Genomic DNA, 18,077 nt, shown 5'->3' on the forward strand with positions numbered 1-18,077 from the left:
AATACCTCACCTTTCATCTGTTTGTAATGTTCTGCTTATTTTACTCAGGTTTAAACTATTGGCCATTGCTGAGAAAATATCATAATAAGTTCCTTTATGTGCGTATAGATCTTCATGTTGCCCTTTCTCCACCACCATTCCCTTTTCCATAACCACAATGGCATTGGAATCGATGATCTGAGAGATACTATGGGAAACGATAATTACTGTACGGTCTTTCTTTATGGCATCCAAACTATTTTTAATCTGTTCGGTCGCGATGGCGTCCAAATTAGCCGTAGGTTCGTCGAGAAAAATAATCGGTGGATTTTTTAAAAATAAACGGGCTATGGCGATCCGCTGCTGTTGGCCCCCTGATAGTGACTGCGCATCGGAATCGTAACCTTTGGGCAGATCCATAATCTGCTCATGAATATAGGCTTTCTTGGCTGCTTCAATGATTTCTTCCCTAGAACTTCCTATCTTACCATATTCGATATTTTCAAAGATAGTCCCTTTAAAAATATGATTACGCTGCAATACCATACCGATATGTCGACGGAGAAACGCTGTATCATACTTTGCCAGATCTACCCCATCCAAAAAAATTTGGCCGCTGCTGGGTTCGTAAAATTTATCCAATAAGTTGATAATCGTGCTTTTCCCGGCCCCACTCAGCCCCACTAAAGCTGTGATTTCATTCGGCTTGATCTCAAAATTCACGTCCTTTAAAGCAACGGTTCCATTTGGATATTCAAAAAATACATTCCGTAACGCCAAATGTCCTTGAATATGTGCTGGCTTATAATTACCCTTTGATTCAATATGCTCGTCAGATTCCAAAATTTCGAAGAAAGATTCTGAATAGATCAGGGCATCGTTTACCTCATCATAAATACGGTGCAACTGACGTATCGGCGCCGAAACGTTATTAAATAACATGATATGAAACATAATCGCACCAATAGTAATTTGGCCAGAGAGAACAAGATAAGCTGTTAAAACGATGATAATAACGACAGCAATCTGTTCGACAAAATTTTTAATGCTATCATAAAGAAAACTCGTTTTTCGAGTTTCCATTTGATTCTCCGTCATTTCAAATTGGATCTTTTCATGACGTTTAGCTTCTTCTGGCTCCCGAACGAATGATTTAATTACTAAAATTGAATCGATCAAACTAATGATCCGATTATTTTTCGACTCCCTGTAATTGCGCATCTGCCGCCTAAAGCCTGTCAACTTGGAGGCTTGAGTCTGACTAATATAAAGGTACAAAGGAATAACAGCCACTCCCACCAGCCCTACATATACATTAGCATAGAACATACAGATTAATGCTATGATTGCATTTGCAAACAAAGGCAGAATATCAATAAAGAAATTTTGGACTAAACGTGTCAACGAGCTAATACCGGCGTCTATTCGGGTAGCCAATTTTCCACTTTCATTATCACTTGAGGTATAAAAAGCCAACTTATAGGTTAAAATGCGGTTTACAATGGATTGAGAGAAGTCTCGTGCGATATAAATTCGAAGTTTCTCTCCGTAAAATTTCTGACCAAACTGAACAAAAGCGTAGACAATTTCTTTAATTAACAAAATAATACTGATCATGCCTACTAGATACATGCCTTTTGATAAGGGTTCTTTGGCGACCATCAGGTCATTAATTTGATCGACGGTATAACGCAAAATAAAAGCGTTTATTTGCGCAGCAAAAGACCCCACTACCGTTAATAGCAAGGTATAAATAATCAACTGACGATAAGGTTTGGCAAAGGGAACAATTTTTTTGAATAATTGCGGGATAGTCATTGAAATTGATTTTAATATAGAGGAAACAACTAATTTAGGGACATTGTTTAAATGAAAGCATAAAATCAATGTGATCGCAATGACGTACTACGACAAAAAAGGCGTATCGTTTCAGGATACGCCTTTTTAATAATTTATGGTAGCCGTAATATTAACCAAAAATTCGGTTTAATACTTTAGCTAGCCTTAAGCCACCTTTTAGCATACATTGCTCCATAATATCCTTGTTTTGATAAACATAGGAGTACGATAAATTGGCATTATTAGCTACGTCAGCGTAAATCTTTTCAGCCAATTGATTTGATTCATACAACCAGTTAGCGAGCTCTCCAGCCGCCAGCTGTTCATTCTCTTTTTTGTTATTCACATCTAAAACAGTTGCAAACTCGGTATAACTATACTTCTCATTGTCTACCAAATCACTATCCCAAACACGGTGAATATTTGATTTTTTTCCAAACCAGCTTACTTCAATCTTATTACCTCCTTGATCCTCGGCACGGCTAACATGCATGGGTTGATGCGCATCGCCCAAAATATGGATCAAGAAATACAGGTTTTGCTTTTGTTGATCCATTGGAATAGTCTTATCTGCAAAGGATTTCTCAATACGGAGCGCTGTCTTATACAGATTCTCATCAGCTGAATTTTCTAAACCCAATTGAAAATCGGCCCAGGGTAAATTTGAGTTTAAATTTATAAAATGAGAATTCCCCAGTTTTTTAAATTCAGGATTGGGATCTGATTTGATAAAATCCCCCCAGTTGGCCCAATAGGCCAGCTTTTGCTGTCCAATAATTTTTCCAATATTCTTTTTGGCTTTTTTAGTCAAATGGCGTTCCGCAATTTCAGCCACGACACGATGCCCTGTTGTCCCCCACGCAAATACCGAAGAAAGCTGAAAACACAATGCCATTGCCAGCAAACCCTTGATCATTTTTTTCATTAGATTGTTGTTTTAAATGATGACGAAGCTCCTACCTGTTAGAAAAACGCCGCACGCTCCAACAAACTGGAGTTGAAAAGCGGAATCAGACCTGTAATAACTCATCTTACTATACTGAATGTTAATTATTTGAAAATATCGAACGTATACTTAGCCGATGACCAAAACTCATCCAAAGCAATTATTCGAGGCTTAAAAAAAGAAATGAGCTCGGCCCAGTCATCCTCTTTAAAAATACTGTAACCGGTTAAGCTTGTATAGATCCGACAAATCGGCTTTCCATATTCGTCCATTCCGTCCATATCCCAAATCCACTCTTCTTCAAGAAGATCCTGCAGCAATGTTTTAAACTGAAGAAATTGTTCTGCCATTAATGCCCTGAGCCCAGCATCAGGTTGGGACCACTGTATCGCAATAGTTGCCAGCTTCTTATCCGCATCCATTCTGAAGTATAAATGCTTAATACCTGTCTTGTAGTTAATCCAATTTGCCTTCTCCCCATCTGCCGATGCATGTAAAGCCATAAATTGGCCAAACTTCGTCCAGAATAACTGTTTTAATTGTTTTATCTCTTCCCTTGAATACACCGATACAAATTTTTAGTCAACAAAATTAGTAAAATAGCTCGGTATGTCTAAACCTTATTGGTATCAAAATTGTTGTTTTAACAATAAACATATTCGAAGATGAACATGGATAAGAAAAAATCACTGTTACTATTAACTGGCATAGCACTTGGGGCTGTGGCTTATAACGCCTTTAAACCTGTCGTCTCGCGACCTGATGTCGTGGATCCATTTGATTTGGATAAATATCTTGGAAAATGGTTTGAGATAGCCAGACTCGACTTCTATTGGGAAAAAGGCTTAAGTCAAGTTTCCGCAGAATATAGCAAAAATAAAAATGGCACAATACGTGTCAATAACCAAGGGTACTCCGAAGGCAAAGAACGCTGGAAACAGTCTATCGGAAAAGCCAAATTTGTCAACAGCCCCAATGAAGGCGCACTTAAAGTATCGTTCTTTGGTCCTTTCTACAGTGGATATAATATTGTAAAAATAACGCCGGATTATAAATACGCACTCGTTTTTGGTGACAATCTAGACTATATGTGGATTTTGGGCCGTGAGACAGAGATTCCAGATAAAATCAGAAATGAATTTTTAACCTATGCCCTGCAATGTGGCTATGAAACCGGCGATCTTGTATGGACCAAACATTAGTCGAAGATCGGAGCTAATAGCGGGTAGTTTAACGTCTTGTCCTGTGTGAGTACATCAGCTATTTCCTCAATATCTTCCGGCGTGATTGCATTTCTGATACCTGCATTGTAGAGATTTACAAGAAATAGGGCACCAGCACGTTTTTCGTTGAGTGGCAAAATTGAACTCCCGACATAAAAATTTAATACAGATACTGCATAATCACCAAACACGTTAAAACCGAAATCACCATTTTTCTGTAGGCAATAACGCATCATTTTTTCAAAATCAGAACGCAAAGTATCTTTAATCTCAGTAGTCATGAAAATCTTTTTAGAGGCACAGGTACTCGAAATAGCGCATAGCATCATACACTTCTCTCCTGGCAGGACAAAAATGCAAAAAATATCCCAAACAATGTACCGCTAAGCAGTAGATTGTTTGGGATAACGTATGCGTTATGCTGCGACTAGGTTACAATGCTTCTGCATGTTGAGAAACATCCAAACCAAGCTCTTCATCTGTCTCTTCGACGCGTAATGGAGCAATAAGATCGGTGATCTTCAATAGCACAAGTGAACCAACGAAGGCAAAAAATGACACGGCAAATAGTGCGACCATATGGACAAAAAACAACTTCGTTTCGCCAAAAAATAAACCATTGTCCACAACAACAGGATTAATGTTATGATGGGCAAACACACCGGTAAGTACCATACCAACCATGCCACCTACCCCATGACAAGGGAATACATCCAAGGTGTCGTCGATACTTGTTTTACTTCTCAGATATACAACCAGATTACTAACCAACGCGCCAACCAAGCCGATGATCATAGCATGTGGAATACTGACAAAACCAGCTGCTGGTGTAATCGCAACCAAACCAACAACGGCACCGATACATGCTCCCATTGCTGAAGGTTTCTTTCCACGTATGATATCAACAAATATCCATGCCATGGCGGCCATTGCTGATGCTGTAGTCGTTGTCGCAAAAGCGTAAGCTGCCAAAGAATTTGCTCCACCAGCTGAACCTGCATTAAATCCAAACCAGCCAAACCACAAGAGTGCTGTACCTAATATCACGTAGCTTATGCGCGCCGGATTATGAATTTGCATTTTACGTCCTTTTAAATAAATCGCTGCTGCCAATGCTGCCCAACCTGCCGACATGTGCACAACTGTACCCCCGGCAAAATCAAGAACACCAAATTTTGCTAATATACCTTCAGGGTGCCAAGTAGCATGTGCCAACGGCATATAAATAAAAATACTGAACAGAATAATGAATAGCATAAATGAATTAAAACGAATACGTTCCGCAAAAGCCCCCGTAATCAATGCTGGTGTGATAATCGCAAACTTTAATTGAAACATCGCAAACAAAACCAAAGGTATAGTGGGAAGCGCTCCCCAAGCGACATTCCCTAATGTACCTTTCATCATAAAAAATGTACGCGGATCACCGACAATACCACCGATATCATCGCCGAAAGCCAAACTGAAGCCAACAATGACCCAGAGGATTGTCATTAAACACATACATATAAAGCTTTGCATCATCGTTGAAATTACATTCTTCTTGCTAACCATACCGCCATAAAAAAAGGCAAGTCCAGGTGTCATAATCAACACCAATGCAGAAGAAGTTAACAACCAGGCCGTATCTCCCGTATCAAATTCTGCCTTGTTTAAATCAGACAAGTCGATGGACGGAAATACAAGTCCCAATACTCCCAAAAGAACTAGAACAATGAGTGGAATAATTTTTTTCATTTGTTTAAACTGATTAGTGTTTTCAATATATTAATAAAATTGTTAAAAAAAATACAAGAACAAAACAAAAACCTACTTTCCCTTATAATTTTTTCAAATATAAGCTCTTTTTGTTAAAAAAATACTATGTTATTTTATTTTTTATGATTTTTTTTACATAATTTCACAAAAACAAACACAAAAACCATAATTACCAATTAATTTTTAAACAAAAACCAATACAAAACAGACAAAACAAAAGAATTAAGCCTTAAAAAATCAAACAAATCAAACTTAAACCAAAAAAAACATGAAAAAACTTCTAACAACCATCTTTTTATCACTATTTCTAATAAAAACAGCGACATCACAAGAAGAAACAAAAGAAAAAGGGATAGAAATATCCGGATCAGTGGATACCTATTGGAAATATGATTTTCAAAACAAACCTAACATCAACACCTATTTTACCGAAGACAACAACTCCGTCTCTATCGGGATGGTGGATTTGGCTGTAAAAAAGAAGTTTAAAAAAGCATCATTTGTCGGAGAATTATCTTTTGGCCCCAGAGGGCAATATCGATCCATTATGAATGGCGATGGCCAGGCTGGCGACGACAAAAACAGTTTTCATATCCAAAATCTATATGTAGGCTATGATCTAACCGAGAAACTCAATCTTACTGCAGGATTCATGGGAACATTTGTGGGTTTTGAAGTGATATCACCAACCTACAACTTCCATTATTCAACTTCTTATTTATTCGGCGCCGGCCCATTTCAAGACGCTGGTTTAAAAGCTACGTATAGTTTCTCAGATAAAGTGGCTTTAATGGTCGGACTATTTAACGACTGGAATGTCTATCAAGATATGAACGGAGTTTCCCATGTCGGCTCCCAACTAGCCTATACCCCCAATGATAAAAGCAGCTTTTATCTCAATTTCCTGACAGGATCCTCTGCTGGCGGTAAAACCAATTACAGCTCTGGAACCTTGGTCGATCTCGTTGCTAATTATGACTTCACCTCCAAATTTTTCCTTGGTTTAAATGCTACAAATTATAAAAAGAGAGATGGTGGGGGGTACTCTGGAGTAGCACTTTACCCAAGAATTCATTTTTCAGAACATTTCGGCCTAGGATTACGCGAAGAGTTTTTCCAAACGCATAAAGAGGAAGAAAATGGAATCCCTAGTTCCAATATCCTCGCAACCACCTTAACAGCAGAATATAATTACCATGGATTCAAATTTATTCCCGAAATCAGAATTGACAAAGGAAATACCGAACGATTCATCAAAAACGATCTAAGCCCAACCAAATCTGCAGGACAATTTCTGTTGGCCTGTGTCTACAGTTTCTAAACAACTTTGCATTACACATAAAAAGAAAGAGCAGGTTCCAGTGGAATCTGCTCTTTTTTATTTTCGCAGCGGTCTAGTTATGCTGCACAGAGCAATTATCGAACACTTATCGAAACGTGCCGGTCCATAATACGATCAGATTCTGGCGCATCGGCCTTATACTTGGCAAACTGTGAGCCATAACCCTCTGCACCTATTACCTGTTTGGAAAGCTGCTCTTTACTCAGGTAATCCTTTACAGCCGTTGCCCGCTCAAGCGATAACTTTTTATTAAAATCCTCATTGCCCGTTTTGTCTGTATAGCCACCGATCTTGATATTAGCTGCAGGAAAAGCCTTTAATATCGCTGCAAGATTACTTAGTTGCACCTGACTTTCAGGCAGCACCTCGGCTGTACCTGTTTTGAAATTCAGGTTATCGAAATCAAACCAGGTATTTTTCAGAGAATCTTCACCCATCGATTTATAATCGGATTTTAAAAATTGGACCAAGTGATCCTCTATCCCGCCTTTAAAAGCAGCAAGTTTGACACCGTTTGGTAGGATGACCTCCGTTTGCTCGCGCTCGACCATACCGGAACCCGTTTTCATAGTATCTGACTCTACCGTTGTCTTATTTACACTGGTGTCGGTAGCACCGTCTTGCTTGCTTCCACTACAGCCTTTTCCAAATAAAAACCAAAGTGCAGCCAATACGACCAGGGCGATTAAAATCTTCCACCAACCGCCACCCGAACCGGTTCCAGCGATTGCTGCCCTGGACTCTTCCGCTCTTGGCAGTGACAAGGGCTCTTTATGTGCTTCCAGTTCATTTGCCGGATTAATGGGTATTGACTTATGACTATCCACCTCCTTAGCAACGTCAGCAGGAATTGCATGTTCAGTCGCGGATTCTTCCGGTGCAGAAAAATGCGCACCATCAAAAAGCTTCCCAAAGGCGCCTAAGCCTAACCCAGCTGGAACAGCAGCAGCAAAAGCGGTTTTATTTTCCTCCAAAACATGACCGATACGATCAAAATCCCAATTTTGGCCCTTATTTGTTAGACTGGAGAATATCGCGGGCAAAGAAAAATTCATTAATTTCCCAATGGAACTGCCATCATACCCCAAATAACCGGCAACAGTACTCAAAACAGTATCCAGACCGTCACCAAATATTGATCCCAATAAACCCTGAGCATTCTCGCCTTTCACAGCAGGATCCCCTGCGGGCTCATCTGCTTTGGTCACACTACCGAGAAGCTCGTGGAAATCAAAATTCGCAAAGTGCTGCTTAGCCCTTTCAAGTATCGCCGAAATCCCACTACCGGAATCGGAATGTTGGCTTAAACCTAAAAACAAGGCGGGAATTGTTACATTCAAACCCTGCTTTACCCCCTCTTTATCCTGATTTAAAACTTGCCCTATCTGAGCGACCGCCTCTTCGTCAAAAAAGTCCTTCGCCCCTTTTAAAAGCTGATTTTCCATAATCTTTGTTTATTTATAGTTTATATAAAACTCTAACAAACAAAGGTTTAATTTGTTTACCCTACACGATTTAACGATCAAAATCACCCGAAAGCCATTTTGGTAGAACAAACTCGGATGCCAGGTGGGCCCATTGGTAACTTTGCCAATCAGCTCTACTGATCCACAGCACTTCTTCCAGTTCTTCATAAGGCTCAAATGCATGTCGCTCTGCAAGTTTAATTAAATAGATATAGCCCACGACCACCGTATTTACCTCATTTACAGCCTGTGTACTGTGACTACCGATAAAGCTTATTTCCATGCTGCTCACATCATACCGAAGCTCTTCTTTCAATTCACGAATTAGGGTCTGCTCACGGCTTTCTTCCGGCCCTACCTTCCCCCCAGGTAGCTGAAAATAGTTAGACCCTTTTTTACGAGCCATTAACAAATCTCCTTCCGGAGCAAGCATCACCGCCGAGCAAATAACAATCTTGTCCATATCATTTATTTCAGAATCATTTATTTCAGATCACAAAACTAACTTTTTATCCATCATTGCAGAAATATCTCCCCCCGCATTCAAGACAGCTCTTTAAAATAAAATTTTACCGAAATAAATGCCTTATCATTGAAAATCTGTTACAGTTCACAAAACGAATAGTAAGGTTTAACAGCAGATCTATTTCCTTCAACTGCAATAAAATTGCAAATAATAAACTAATTATCTAAGTTTAAGGTATAAAACGATAATCTATACTTCCATATATGAATCGAAGATTAACCTGTTTAATACTAAGCATATTGTTTCTATTGCCGGGATGCCAGCAGGACAAGAAAAACACAGCAAAAACCAATCAGCAAACTGAGCAGCAAAAACCTACTCCACCTAAAGAGCAGGTTGAGCAGAAAAAAATATTTACCGCTGAGGATATTATCTTAAAAAAAGAGCTGCTTTACAACAAATACACCCTGGAAGACAGCTATCCTTACAAAGACACCACACGCAGTTTTCAATGGGAAAAGATCAAAGAACGCCTGGCCTTTATCGAAGATTTTCAACAGACACCATCGCTGTATGGGGTTCTACAGAATTATCAAAATGAAAAAGGCGAAGCCCCAACAATACAGGACTATAAACGGGACTCTTATAAACGCGTATCCGACAGTTTCAACGTTGAACGCTATCAAGCGGCACCACTCTACGATCTTAACAGCGCTAAAGCTGTTCGTTACGGTCGGGACGGCTGGCTCGTCCGCATACAAGGCCCCGACAGCATAGCTCGAATTCCGATTGAAGGGATTTCATTCGAAGGAAAATATACGGTTCCCAAAAGGTATCTGCGTATTATTAGCGACACTGTGCAGTTCAAGATCATCAATGTCGTCGATGTAAAGAACCAAAATATCTGTACCTTGGAAAAAGTCGGAAACGAATGGCTTATCCGAAGCATGAACCCTGTGACGAGTGGTCGGCACAAACCTCCTCATGCCCAGGAAACACCAACAGGCCTCTTTGTTGTTCAGGAACACAAATCCAAGATGTTTTATTATGAAGACGGCACCAAAACTTACGCCGGATTCGCACCTTATGCCACTCGATTTACCGCTGGAGCCTATATACATGGAGTTCCAGTCAACAATCCCAATGGCAGCATTATCGAATATAGTGAGAGCCTAGGCACAACCCCCAAGTCGCATATGTGCGTCAGAAATGCGTCATCTCACGCTCAATTTGTCTATAAACGGTCAAAAGACCTCGCTTCACTGGTCGTTGTTATTGATTAACAATATTTAACATTCTGTAAATCAAATATGTATTAACTTTAATAATTAATTTTGTAAACATCTACACAGAAAAGGGAGAAGAATGGGAAATACGTTTATGTTTCTTTTGATGGCACTCAATACAGCATTGTCCTCACAAGAAGAATTAAAAACAACAGATCAACAAACCACCAGCACTCATCGTATCAATGTCGAACGTCAACGCACCGAAGTTGACTCGTTGTATGATGAAATGAATCTAGGCAAAGTATTAAAATACGAAGCGTTTCGTCAAGCAATGGAAGGCAGAAAAGAACTTCCGATCCACAACAAGGACATCATGACCGTCATTGACTTTTCATTGGCATCAACGGAAAAAAGACTTGTGGTACTCGACCTTGCGCACAAAAAAGTACTTTTCAACACACTGGTTGCGCATGGAAAAAATAGCGGAGAAAACTATGCCGTCAATTTTTCAAATCAACAGGAGTCACTTAAAAGTTCTTTAGGGTTCTTCACAACAGAAAACACATACAACGGCGAGAATGGCTACTCCTTGGTATTAAATGGTCTTGAAGAAGGTATAAATGACAATGCAAAAGCAAGATACGTTGTGATGCATGGCGCCGATTACTGTAGCACAGGTACAATAGCAAGTTTAGGCAGACTCGGTAAAAGCTACGGCTGCCCCGCAGTACCAAGGGAATTTGCAGGCCCTATCATTAACACCATCAAAGATGGAACGTTGTTGTTTATTTATGCCGACAACTCCGAATATCTCGCAAAGACACACTTGATTCATCAACCTAATATATTGATGGCACAATTTCAAAAAAGACCGCCTGCATTTGAACACGAAGGCTAATAAATAAAAAAGCCTGATGGAAATACTTCATCAGGCTTTTTTATTTATAAATTGTCTTTTGATACACCGCTACCGGACCAACACGACCCTAAGATTTATGCTTTTTCTTAAACTTCAACATCCAATTGTAAATTGCATCATCATGGAACAATCGCTCCACACTTCCATGGGTTCCCCCTTTTATCACATTTAAGCTCACATTTGCATCCGGATCTTCTCTTTTGATCGCATTCATAATTTTTCTGGACTCCGAAATTGGCACTGCACGATCAGCGGTACCATGATGAAGCCATATCGGCACCTGCGTCAGGTTGGATGCATACTGACTCGATCCGCCGCCACAAATTGCTACTGCAGCAGCCACCCTTTCGGGATATTTACCAGCCACATCCATGGTGCCATAGCCCCCCATACTCATGCCGCAAACGTAAATACGGTCGGGGTCAGCATTGTAATGTTCAATAACATAGTCAACAATTTCGATTACTTTGTCCGGATTCCATCCTCCGCGGGACTGTGGCGCAACAATTATCCCAGGTACCTCCTGCCCTTTGTTGATGGCATACAATACACCATAACGCTTTACACGATCTAAATTTGTCCCGGACAAACTTCTTCCATGTAAAAACACAAATACAGGCTTTTTTTCAGATTCCAATGAATCCGGTGCGGCATCTTTCAATAAAAAAGGATAAGCAGTTTCTCCTTTTATAGCGTGTATTTCCTGCGCGTTTACGCGCATCAACAGCATAAAGAAAAAACAGATATACAGGTAAACTTTTCGCATATTTCTTGTCTGTGACTATCTAGCTTAATTTTGGAGCACTAAAAATACAATTAAATGACTTTTATAACACGCATTTAACATGTTTTAACATTTCAATTGCGACAACATTACACTTTAGCACAAAGCAAAGACTACATCCCATATTGGCCCCAAACTGATCATTTGGAAGATTCCATCCAATTATAATTGCATTTCATGCCAAATTTATCTTAGTTTGTAACATTGCGCAAAATATCCAAGCTCTCACATGAAAATATTGCATACCGCCGATTGGCATTTAGGAAAACGATTGGACAGTTTCTCCCGGATAGATGAACAAGTACTGGTCATGAATGAAATCGTTGATATCGCAGACCGGGAAAACGTGGATCTCGTGATCATCGCAGGAGATCTGTTCGATGCCTTCAATCCCGGTGTGGAAGCCATCGAACTATTCTACCGAACAATCAAGCGTCTTACCAAGAATGGCATACGCCCAGTACTAGCAATCGCGGGCAATCACGATTCACCCCATTTGATTGACGCGCCCGATCCTTTGGCACGAGCGTCGGGCATCATCCTAATTGGGCATCCGCATGCTGTGGTTACCCCTTTCGCAACAGATGGCTTCACCGTGTTACAGTCAGATAAGGGCTTCATTGAATTGAGCTTACCGCAATTTGACTACCCGATTCGTATTCTTCATACAGCCTATGCCAACGAAATACGCTTAAAACAATATCTAGGCGAAGAGAAAGAAAGTAAATTAAATGAGGTCTTAGCAGCAAATTGGCAAAAAATAGCCAATACCTATTGCGATGATAAAGGCGTGAATATATTGACGGCACATCTTTACATGAATAAATTGGGCAGCGCACTTTTAGAGGAGCCTGACGGCGAAAAACCGGTCAAAATTGGCAATGCAGACTTAATCTATTCAGAGGCCATCCCACCACAGGTCCAATATACCGCATTAGGGCATCTCCACGGGTATAAAAATATCGGTTCTGCCGAAAAACCGGTGATTTATGCATCTTCACCCCTATGTTATAGTTTTTCGGAGGCTGGGCAAGCTAAATACGTTGCACTGGTCAATGTATCGGCCGGCGAGCAAGCAAGGGTTGAGCGCATTCCACTAACTCAGGGCAAACCGCTGATCCGAAAATCGTTCGACGATATTGAACTGTGCATATCCTGGTTGTCTGAAAACCCCGATGCTTTGGTGGAGCTCACGCTAAAATCAGAAACCTTCTTAAAAGCCGAAGACCGCAAGCGAATCTATCAGAGCCATTCGGGAATAATCTATCTCATTCCGCTCGTTAAACAAGATGAGCAAGCGCTTCTGGACAACAAAGAAATCAATCTTACACAAGACATGTCGACCTTATTCAACGATTATTTCAAATCCAAGAATGGTAATCAGGCGCCCAATGATGACATCCTTGATCTTTTTCGCGAAATCCTAAACTCTTAATCCATGATTCCATTAAAGCTAACTCTAGAGGGGATATACTCTTATCAAGAACGTCAGACGATCGACTTTACCGCGCTTTCTCAAGCGGGGCTTTTTGGTATCTTCGGTGCTGTAGGCTCCGGTAAATCATCGATATTGGAAGCGATTACCTACGCCTTATTTGGAGAAACGGAACGCTTGAATGCACGGGATAAACGCGCTTATAACATGATGAATCTCAAGTCCAATCGATCTTATATCGAGCTTGATTTTGTCAATTTTGAAGACCGTACATTTAGAATTACCCGCGAATTTAAACGCAATTCCAAAAATTTCGATGATGTAAAATCCCCCACGGTTGTACTCTACGAAAAAATAAATGAAGAATGGGTTCCACAGGAAAGCAGCAACACACAGCATATCATTGGATTAAGCTATGAGAACTTTAAAAGAACAATCATCATTCCCCAAGGGCAGTTCAAAGAGTTTATAGAACTTGGCGCTAAGGAACGGACGGATATGATGAAAGAGATTTTTCAACTGCATCGATTTGACCTGCAGGATAAAGTTTCCAACCTCTATAAAAGAAATCAGTCCGAACTGGATCACCTCAACGGTCAATTAATAGGTTTTGACGAGGTTACAAGCGAACAGATAGAAACGACCGAAACAAATCTCCAACTGGCAGTCGAGTCCTTTGTCGCGATTGAATCGTCGTACAAGTCGCATCATGAAAAGTTCTTAAGGCTCAAAAAACTCAAAGAGGATGTCTTAGAGCTTCGTACGGTGAAGGCGCTCTTTCAGCAATTGCTAGAACAAAAAGGTGAAAAAGAGACCTTACGATTAAAGTTAAACCGCTTTGAGGAAGCGCAAACCAACTTTCTACATATTCTTAAATCCAAGGAAAAATTAGCACAAGAAGGCCTAATTGCACATAAAAGAGTAGAAACCGAAAAAAAGAGACAGGCCGAAATTCAGCAGCTGATGCAGGAGCATTCCTCAAATCTCAATCTGTTGAAATCACAATACGAACTACTGCCGCAACGTCGTGTCCAGGAACTGGACCTTGAATTGATAAGCCAATTGATTACGTTTTCAAATGAAATTAAGAGTTTACAGGATCGGGCACAGAAGGGGCGTAATTTTGTGGAGGAAACAAGAGCGCAACAACGACATTTTAAAGCCAAAATCCAAGAGACAGAAATTCAGATCGCTAGTCTAAAGCAATCAAAGCCTTCTGCCCATGAACTCATGGAGCTGGGCCAGTGGTACGCCAAACAGCAGGGCATCCAACAACAGGAAGACGATCTAAACAAGCAGGCCATTGATTTAGAAACAAGTATAGCTGTGCTGAAGCAGGAACTCCAGGCCATTCATCCGGACCTCGAAAAATTCCGATCAAATCACCTCCTTGTAGCCAGTGCCCTCGAGCGAAAACTTCAGTCTCTCCAAAATGAAAAATCACATCTTCTCCTGCAGCAAAGGTTGACCCAATATGCAGAAAACCTTAAAGCAGGATCCCCATGTCCACTATGTGGAGCATTGGAACATCCTGCTATCAACCAAGGACAGGATATTTCCCAGGAAGTTGCCGCCAATGAAAAATTGATTGCCGAGACAAATGAAAGTCTTAAGCATCAACAGGACCAACAATTCCAAGTCGAAAAACTCCAGCTGCGCTTGCAGTCATTAAATGATCAGCAACAAGATCTAAACACGAAAATTCAGCTGAATACCAATAACAAAATTGCGCATGCTCAGCAATTTACATGGATCGGTTATAGCGCTACGGATGAATCCAGCTACACATCAAATAAGCAGGAACTTTCCCGGATCGAAACAGAGATAACAACAGTGGAGCAACAGCTTGGTGAGCACCAGACTACACTGGCTTCCGTTGAGGAAAAGCTGGAGAAATACAATAAAGCACTGCATCAGTTTGAACGTGATGAAGCAAGCAAACAGGCCCAGATTAATCAAAATATGGGGAACCTGAAAGCGCTGCGCTGGTCTGATTATGAGATGCGGGAATCCGAAGCAGTTGAAAAGGAATATACTGCACTGAAAAGATCAAATCTGGAGATTGAGCGCGACTACATTACTTTAAGCGAACGATTAAATGAGTTAAACAGTCAATTTGCAGCACAATACAGCTTGGTACAGACGATTGTTGAACAGCTTGCAGATATCCGTCGTGAAAGTCAAGAAACCGATGCTACAATCCAGCAGCTACTTGTGGCTTCACCCTTTGAAACTTTGGCAGAGATTCGGCAAATCCTTGCCGAGAATTTGTCTGTCATACAGATTCGACAAGAGCTTGAACAGTTTCAAATCCAGTTTGAAACCGTGAAGGCACAGATCAGTCAGTTGGAAAAGAAACTCGTCGACCAGGTATATGACGAAAACCAATTTCTCGCACAGGAAAAAATCCTGGATGAGAGCGCCCAACAATTGAAAGCGAGCACTGAAGCTGTTGCCCGACTTCAGCAGGAGCGCGATCAGCTAAAAATCGCCTATGCAAAAAAGGAAAATCTCCTGCAACAACAGGTAAAACTAAATTTACGCCATGACAATTTGAAGCAACTTTTTAATCTCTTTAAAGGTGCGGGCTTTGTACAATATGTTTCTTCGATTTACCTACGGCAGCTGTGTGATCATGCGAATATTCGTTTCCATCGCATGACCCGAAATCAGCTTAGCTTACAGCTGAACGACAACAATGAATTTGAAATTATAGATTATTTGAATGAAGGAAAAAGTCGCAGCGTAAAAACACTATCCGGTGGACAGGCATTTCAGGTATCCCTAAGTTTGGCTTTGGCTTTGGCAGAAAGTGTACAGTCAAATTCACGTGCGGCCAAAAACTTCTTTTTTATCGATGAAGGTTTTGGAACACAAGATATCACTTCTGTTAATATTGTTTTCGAAACGCTATTGGATTTACATAAGGAAAACCGGATCGTCGGCATTATTTCACATGTTGAAGAACTCAAAGAACGTATTCCAGTGTCCCTTTCGATAGAAAAGGATGAAGAACAGGGTAGCCAAATTTTTATCAATTAATTCCGTTTTATTTTGTATATTAGTTATAGCGGTCCCGCTGAACAAGCCTGATCGCTATAACCAACAAAAACAAAAGATTATGGGCTTATTTTCAAACAACAAAAAAGGAAAAGGGTCTCATCCTTTTTTTCATAAAGCGACCAAAGCAGTAGTCAACACGACCTTTTCAGCTAAAGATTCCAGTCCATTAAGGACAACACAATCCATGCTTTTTGTCAAACAATACGATATCCTAACGATCTTGAGGGAGGTTTTAATGCCGCAGAATCAAAACTAAATTCGAATAAAAAGGCTTATCTTTCCATCCAAAAGTGAACAATTGGTTTGTAGTCGCTGGATGCAAAATAGCGTCATTGCCATTCTCATGGAGCCACCTCATCCAAGCTGATCCGGGGACAAAAAAAAGAAATTCAAAAAATCATTGAAATTATAAAAAAGGAAGTTTAATTTAACAAGATAAAACTTTTCTAAAAAAATATTGTCATACGATAAATAACAATCGATAGACAGTATATTTGTCAGCTATATGAAGTACAAACAAATCAACAATAATTCCATCAATCAAATCATGCTAATCGTCATCATTCTGGCGATATGTATATTGATCTTTACAAGCCTATTTTACTACCTACCCGGTTTTCTGGGAGCAGTTACCTTATATGTTCTTTTTAGAAAAATCAACTTTAAGTTGACTGAAGAAAAAAAATGGAATAAATCTTTCGCCAGTATTTTATTGATATTATTGACCATCATATTCTTGGTAGGACCACTCTATCTGTTAATCAACTACATGGTACCTCAGGTAACAGAAGTCATTAGCAACAAAGACGATCTGATGCACAAGTTTGACTCGATCAAAACCTACTTTAAAGACAGTCCTTATTTAAGCAATATTGATCTTTCAGATACTGCCTTAATGGGAGCGCTTCAAAAAGCAGCTAAATTCATACCCAATATTCTGAATTCCGTTGCAGAAGTGGGTGTCAATATATTGGTTGCTTTGTTTGTTTTGTATTTCATGTTGGTTAGCAGCAAAAAATTGGAACAAACCATCTATCAAGCGATCCCTTTCACCAAGGCCAGTAAAGCCGAATTGTGGAAAGAGTTTGACATGATGGTAAAATCCAATGCAATCGGTATCCCGATTTTGGCCATGTGCCAAGGTATTGTAGCCGGTCTTGGCTATTGGTTCTTTGGCTTGGAAAGCCCTATCTTTCTAGGGATACTCACCGCTGTTTCCACCATAATTCCTATTTTGGGAACGATGGTAGTCTATCTACCGGCAGCGCTTTTTCTACTTGCGAATGGGCAGTCCGGAAATGCAATAGGTCTTGCCTTATACGGGATCATTATCATCGGGAGTATTGATAATGTCCTTCGATTTACCATATTGAAAAAGTTGGGCGATGTACATCCATTAATAACCGTGTTCGGTGTATTATTAGGATTAAATCTATTTGGTATGCTGGGATTGATCTTCGGTCCGCTCATTTTATCCTGCGTTAGCGTACTCCTGAAAGTCTACAGTATTGAATTTGGACGAAGTACGCCTGAAATCATTCAATCTACCTCATTGACAGACACAAAGTCTACTCATGACAGCCCTGACATTATAGAATAAGGGCACTTCAATAGGTTAAGTTGATTTG

At 40.2% G+C, this 18,077-nt stretch carries 16 protein-coding genes; 8 read left to right on the forward strand and 8 right to left on the reverse strand.

Features of this window, described 5'->3' with window-relative positions; translation table 11 throughout:
• Positions 1 to 6: 6 nt before the first annotated feature.
• The 3 genes from K2F45_RS14300 to K2F45_RS14310 all read right to left on the reverse strand — a co-directional run bounded on the left by K2F45_RS14300 (position 7) and on the right by K2F45_RS14310 (position 3,330).
• A complete protein-coding gene (locus K2F45_RS14300) occupies positions 7 to 1,797 on the reverse strand; it encodes an ABC transporter ATP-binding protein (RefSeq protein ID WP_075992773.1) in 1,791 nt (596 codons plus the stop codon).
• Between the two features lie 151 nt (positions 1,798 to 1,948).
• Complete coding sequence (locus tag K2F45_RS14305) at positions 1,949 to 2,743, reverse strand: S1/P1 nuclease (protein WP_075992774.1); 795 nt, start codon at positions 2,741 to 2,743, stop codon at positions 1,949 to 1,951.
• Between the two features lie 125 nt (positions 2,744 to 2,868).
• On the reverse strand, positions 2,869 to 3,330 hold the full coding sequence (locus K2F45_RS14310; protein ID WP_075992775.1) for a DUF4268 domain-containing protein: 462 nt from the start codon (positions 3,328 to 3,330) through the stop codon (positions 2,869 to 2,871).
• Between the two features lie 99 nt (positions 3,331 to 3,429).
• On the opposite strand from K2F45_RS14310, the gene K2F45_RS14315 reads away from it, so the two are divergent.
• Positions 3,430 to 3,966, forward strand: coding sequence for a lipocalin family protein (locus K2F45_RS14315; RefSeq protein ID WP_237241679.1), 537 nt, complete (start codon positions 3,430 to 3,432; stop codon positions 3,964 to 3,966).
• Here the strand turns inward: K2F45_RS14315 and K2F45_RS14320 are convergent.
• Both K2F45_RS14320 and K2F45_RS14325 read right to left on the reverse strand, forming a co-directional pair.
• A complete protein-coding gene (locus K2F45_RS14320; RefSeq protein ID WP_075994821.1) occupies positions 3,963 to 4,268 on the reverse strand; it encodes a hypothetical protein in 306 nt (101 codons plus the stop codon). The genes K2F45_RS14315 and K2F45_RS14320 overlap by 4 nt on opposite strands.
• A gap of 151 nt (positions 4,269 to 4,419) precedes the next feature.
• Complete coding sequence (locus tag K2F45_RS14325; RefSeq protein ID WP_075992776.1) at positions 4,420 to 5,724, reverse strand: ammonium transporter; 1,305 nt, start codon at positions 5,722 to 5,724, stop codon at positions 4,420 to 4,422.
• Positions 5,725 to 6,013: 289 nt separating this feature from the next.
• Between K2F45_RS14325 and K2F45_RS14330 the strand changes: the two genes are divergently transcribed.
• Complete coding sequence (locus K2F45_RS14330; RefSeq protein WP_075992777.1) at positions 6,014 to 7,066, forward strand: outer membrane beta-barrel protein; 1,053 nt, start codon at positions 6,014 to 6,016, stop codon at positions 7,064 to 7,066.
• 95 nt (positions 7,067 to 7,161) lie between these two features.
• Here K2F45_RS14330 and K2F45_RS14335 read toward each other — a convergent pair whose 3' ends face one another.
• A complete protein-coding gene (locus K2F45_RS14335) occupies positions 7,162 to 8,532 on the reverse strand; it encodes an OmpA family protein (RefSeq protein ID WP_075992778.1) in 1,371 nt (456 codons plus the stop codon).
• Positions 8,533 to 8,602: 70 nt separating this feature from the next.
• On the reverse strand, positions 8,603 to 9,016 hold the full coding sequence (locus K2F45_RS14340) for an NUDIX hydrolase (RefSeq protein ID WP_083663643.1): 414 nt from the start codon (positions 9,014 to 9,016) through the stop codon (positions 8,603 to 8,605).
• Between the two features lie 266 nt (positions 9,017 to 9,282).
• Between K2F45_RS14340 and K2F45_RS14345 the strand changes: the two genes are divergently transcribed.
• Together K2F45_RS14345 and K2F45_RS14350 are read left to right on the forward strand one after the other, a co-directional pair.
• Positions 9,283 to 10,302 carry a L,D-transpeptidase gene (locus K2F45_RS14345; RefSeq protein ID WP_075992780.1) on the forward strand — a complete coding sequence of 340 codons (1,020 nt, stop codon included), beginning with the start codon at positions 9,283 to 9,285 and terminating at the stop codon, positions 10,300 to 10,302.
• Positions 10,303 to 10,384: 82 nt separating this feature from the next.
• Entirely contained in the window at positions 10,385 to 11,146 is a 762-nt protein-coding gene (locus K2F45_RS14350; protein ID WP_083663644.1) for a murein L,D-transpeptidase catalytic domain family protein, read from the forward strand.
• Between the two features lie 88 nt (positions 11,147 to 11,234).
• Here K2F45_RS14350 and K2F45_RS14355 read toward each other — a convergent pair whose 3' ends face one another.
• Positions 11,235 to 11,933, reverse strand: a complete 699-nt coding sequence (locus tag K2F45_RS14355; protein ID WP_075992781.1) for a carboxylesterase family protein — start codon at positions 11,931 to 11,933, stop codon at positions 11,235 to 11,237.
• A gap of 247 nt (positions 11,934 to 12,180) precedes the next feature.
• Here K2F45_RS14355 and K2F45_RS14360 point away from each other — a divergent pair, with 247 nt between their 5' ends.
• From K2F45_RS14360 to K2F45_RS14375, 4 genes are all read left to right on the forward strand, one after another.
• Positions 12,181 to 13,386 carry a metallophosphoesterase family protein gene (locus K2F45_RS14360; RefSeq protein WP_248931739.1) on the forward strand — a complete coding sequence of 402 codons (1,206 nt, stop codon included), beginning with the start codon at positions 12,181 to 12,183 and terminating at the stop codon, positions 13,384 to 13,386.
• 3 nt (positions 13,387 to 13,389) lie between these two features.
• The gene (locus tag K2F45_RS14365; RefSeq protein WP_075992783.1) at positions 13,390 to 16,428 is read left to right on the forward strand and encodes an SbcC/MukB-like Walker B domain-containing protein; all 3,039 of its coding nucleotides are present in this window, start codon (positions 13,390 to 13,392) and stop codon (positions 16,426 to 16,428) included.
• 79 nt (positions 16,429 to 16,507) lie between these two features.
• Positions 16,508 to 16,705, forward strand: coding sequence for a hypothetical protein (locus tag K2F45_RS14370; protein WP_088161708.1), 198 nt, complete (start codon positions 16,508 to 16,510; stop codon positions 16,703 to 16,705).
• A 249-nt stretch (positions 16,706 to 16,954) separates the two neighbouring features.
• A complete protein-coding gene (locus K2F45_RS14375) occupies positions 16,955 to 18,049 on the forward strand; it encodes an AI-2E family transporter (protein WP_075992785.1) in 1,095 nt (364 codons plus the stop codon).
• The last annotated feature ends 28 nt before the right edge of the window (positions 18,050 to 18,077 follow it).

The sequence above is a fragment of the Sphingobacterium siyangense genome (genome assembly GCF_023277505.1).
Lineage (GTDB): Bacteria > Bacteroidota > Bacteroidia > Sphingobacteriales > Sphingobacteriaceae > Sphingobacterium > Sphingobacterium siyangense.

Excerpts from the sequence above, each read along its gene's own strand:
- K2F45_RS14355 (WP_075992781.1), bottom strand. The coding sequence starts at position 11,933 with ATGCGAAAAGTTTACCTGTATATCTGTTTTTTCTTTATGCTGTTGATG.
- K2F45_RS14360 (WP_248931739.1), top strand. The coding sequence starts at position 12,181 with ATGAAAATATTGCATACCGCCGATTGGCATTTAGGAAAACGATTGGAC.
- K2F45_RS14345 (WP_075992780.1), top strand. The coding sequence starts at position 9,283 with ATGAATCGAAGATTAACCTGTTTAATACTAAGCATATTGTTTCTATTG.
- K2F45_RS14335 (WP_075992778.1), bottom strand. The coding sequence starts at position 8,532 with ATGGAAAATCAGCTTTTAAAAGGGGCGAAGGACTTTTTTGACGAAGAG.
- K2F45_RS14365 (WP_075992783.1), top strand. The coding sequence starts at position 13,390 with ATGATTCCATTAAAGCTAACTCTAGAGGGGATATACTCTTATCAAGAA.
- K2F45_RS14300 (WP_075992773.1), bottom strand. The coding sequence starts at position 1,797 with ATGACTATCCCGCAATTATTCAAAAAAATTGTTCCCTTTGCCAAACCT.
- K2F45_RS14350 (WP_083663644.1), top strand. The coding sequence starts at position 10,385 with ATGGGAAATACGTTTATGTTTCTTTTGATGGCACTCAATACAGCATTG.
- K2F45_RS14375 (WP_075992785.1), top strand. The coding sequence starts at position 16,955 with ATGAAGTACAAACAAATCAACAATAATTCCATCAATCAAATCATGCTA.
- K2F45_RS14315 (WP_237241679.1), top strand. The coding sequence starts at position 3,430 with ATGAACATGGATAAGAAAAAATCACTGTTACTATTAACTGGCATAGCA.
- K2F45_RS14340 (WP_083663643.1), bottom strand. The coding sequence starts at position 9,016 with ATGGACAAGATTGTTATTTGCTCGGCGGTGATGCTTGCTCCGGAAGGA.
- K2F45_RS14305 (WP_075992774.1), bottom strand. The coding sequence starts at position 2,743 with ATGAAAAAAATGATCAAGGGTTTGCTGGCAATGGCATTGTGTTTTCAG.
- K2F45_RS14330 (WP_075992777.1), top strand. The coding sequence starts at position 6,014 with ATGAAAAAACTTCTAACAACCATCTTTTTATCACTATTTCTAATAAAA.
- K2F45_RS14370 (WP_088161708.1), top strand. The coding sequence starts at position 16,508 with ATGGGCTTATTTTCAAACAACAAAAAAGGAAAAGGGTCTCATCCTTTT.
- K2F45_RS14320 (WP_075994821.1), bottom strand. The coding sequence starts at position 4,268 with ATGACTACTGAGATTAAAGATACTTTGCGTTCTGATTTTGAAAAAATG.
- K2F45_RS14325 (WP_075992776.1), bottom strand. The coding sequence starts at position 5,724 with ATGAAAAAAATTATTCCACTCATTGTTCTAGTTCTTTTGGGAGTATTG.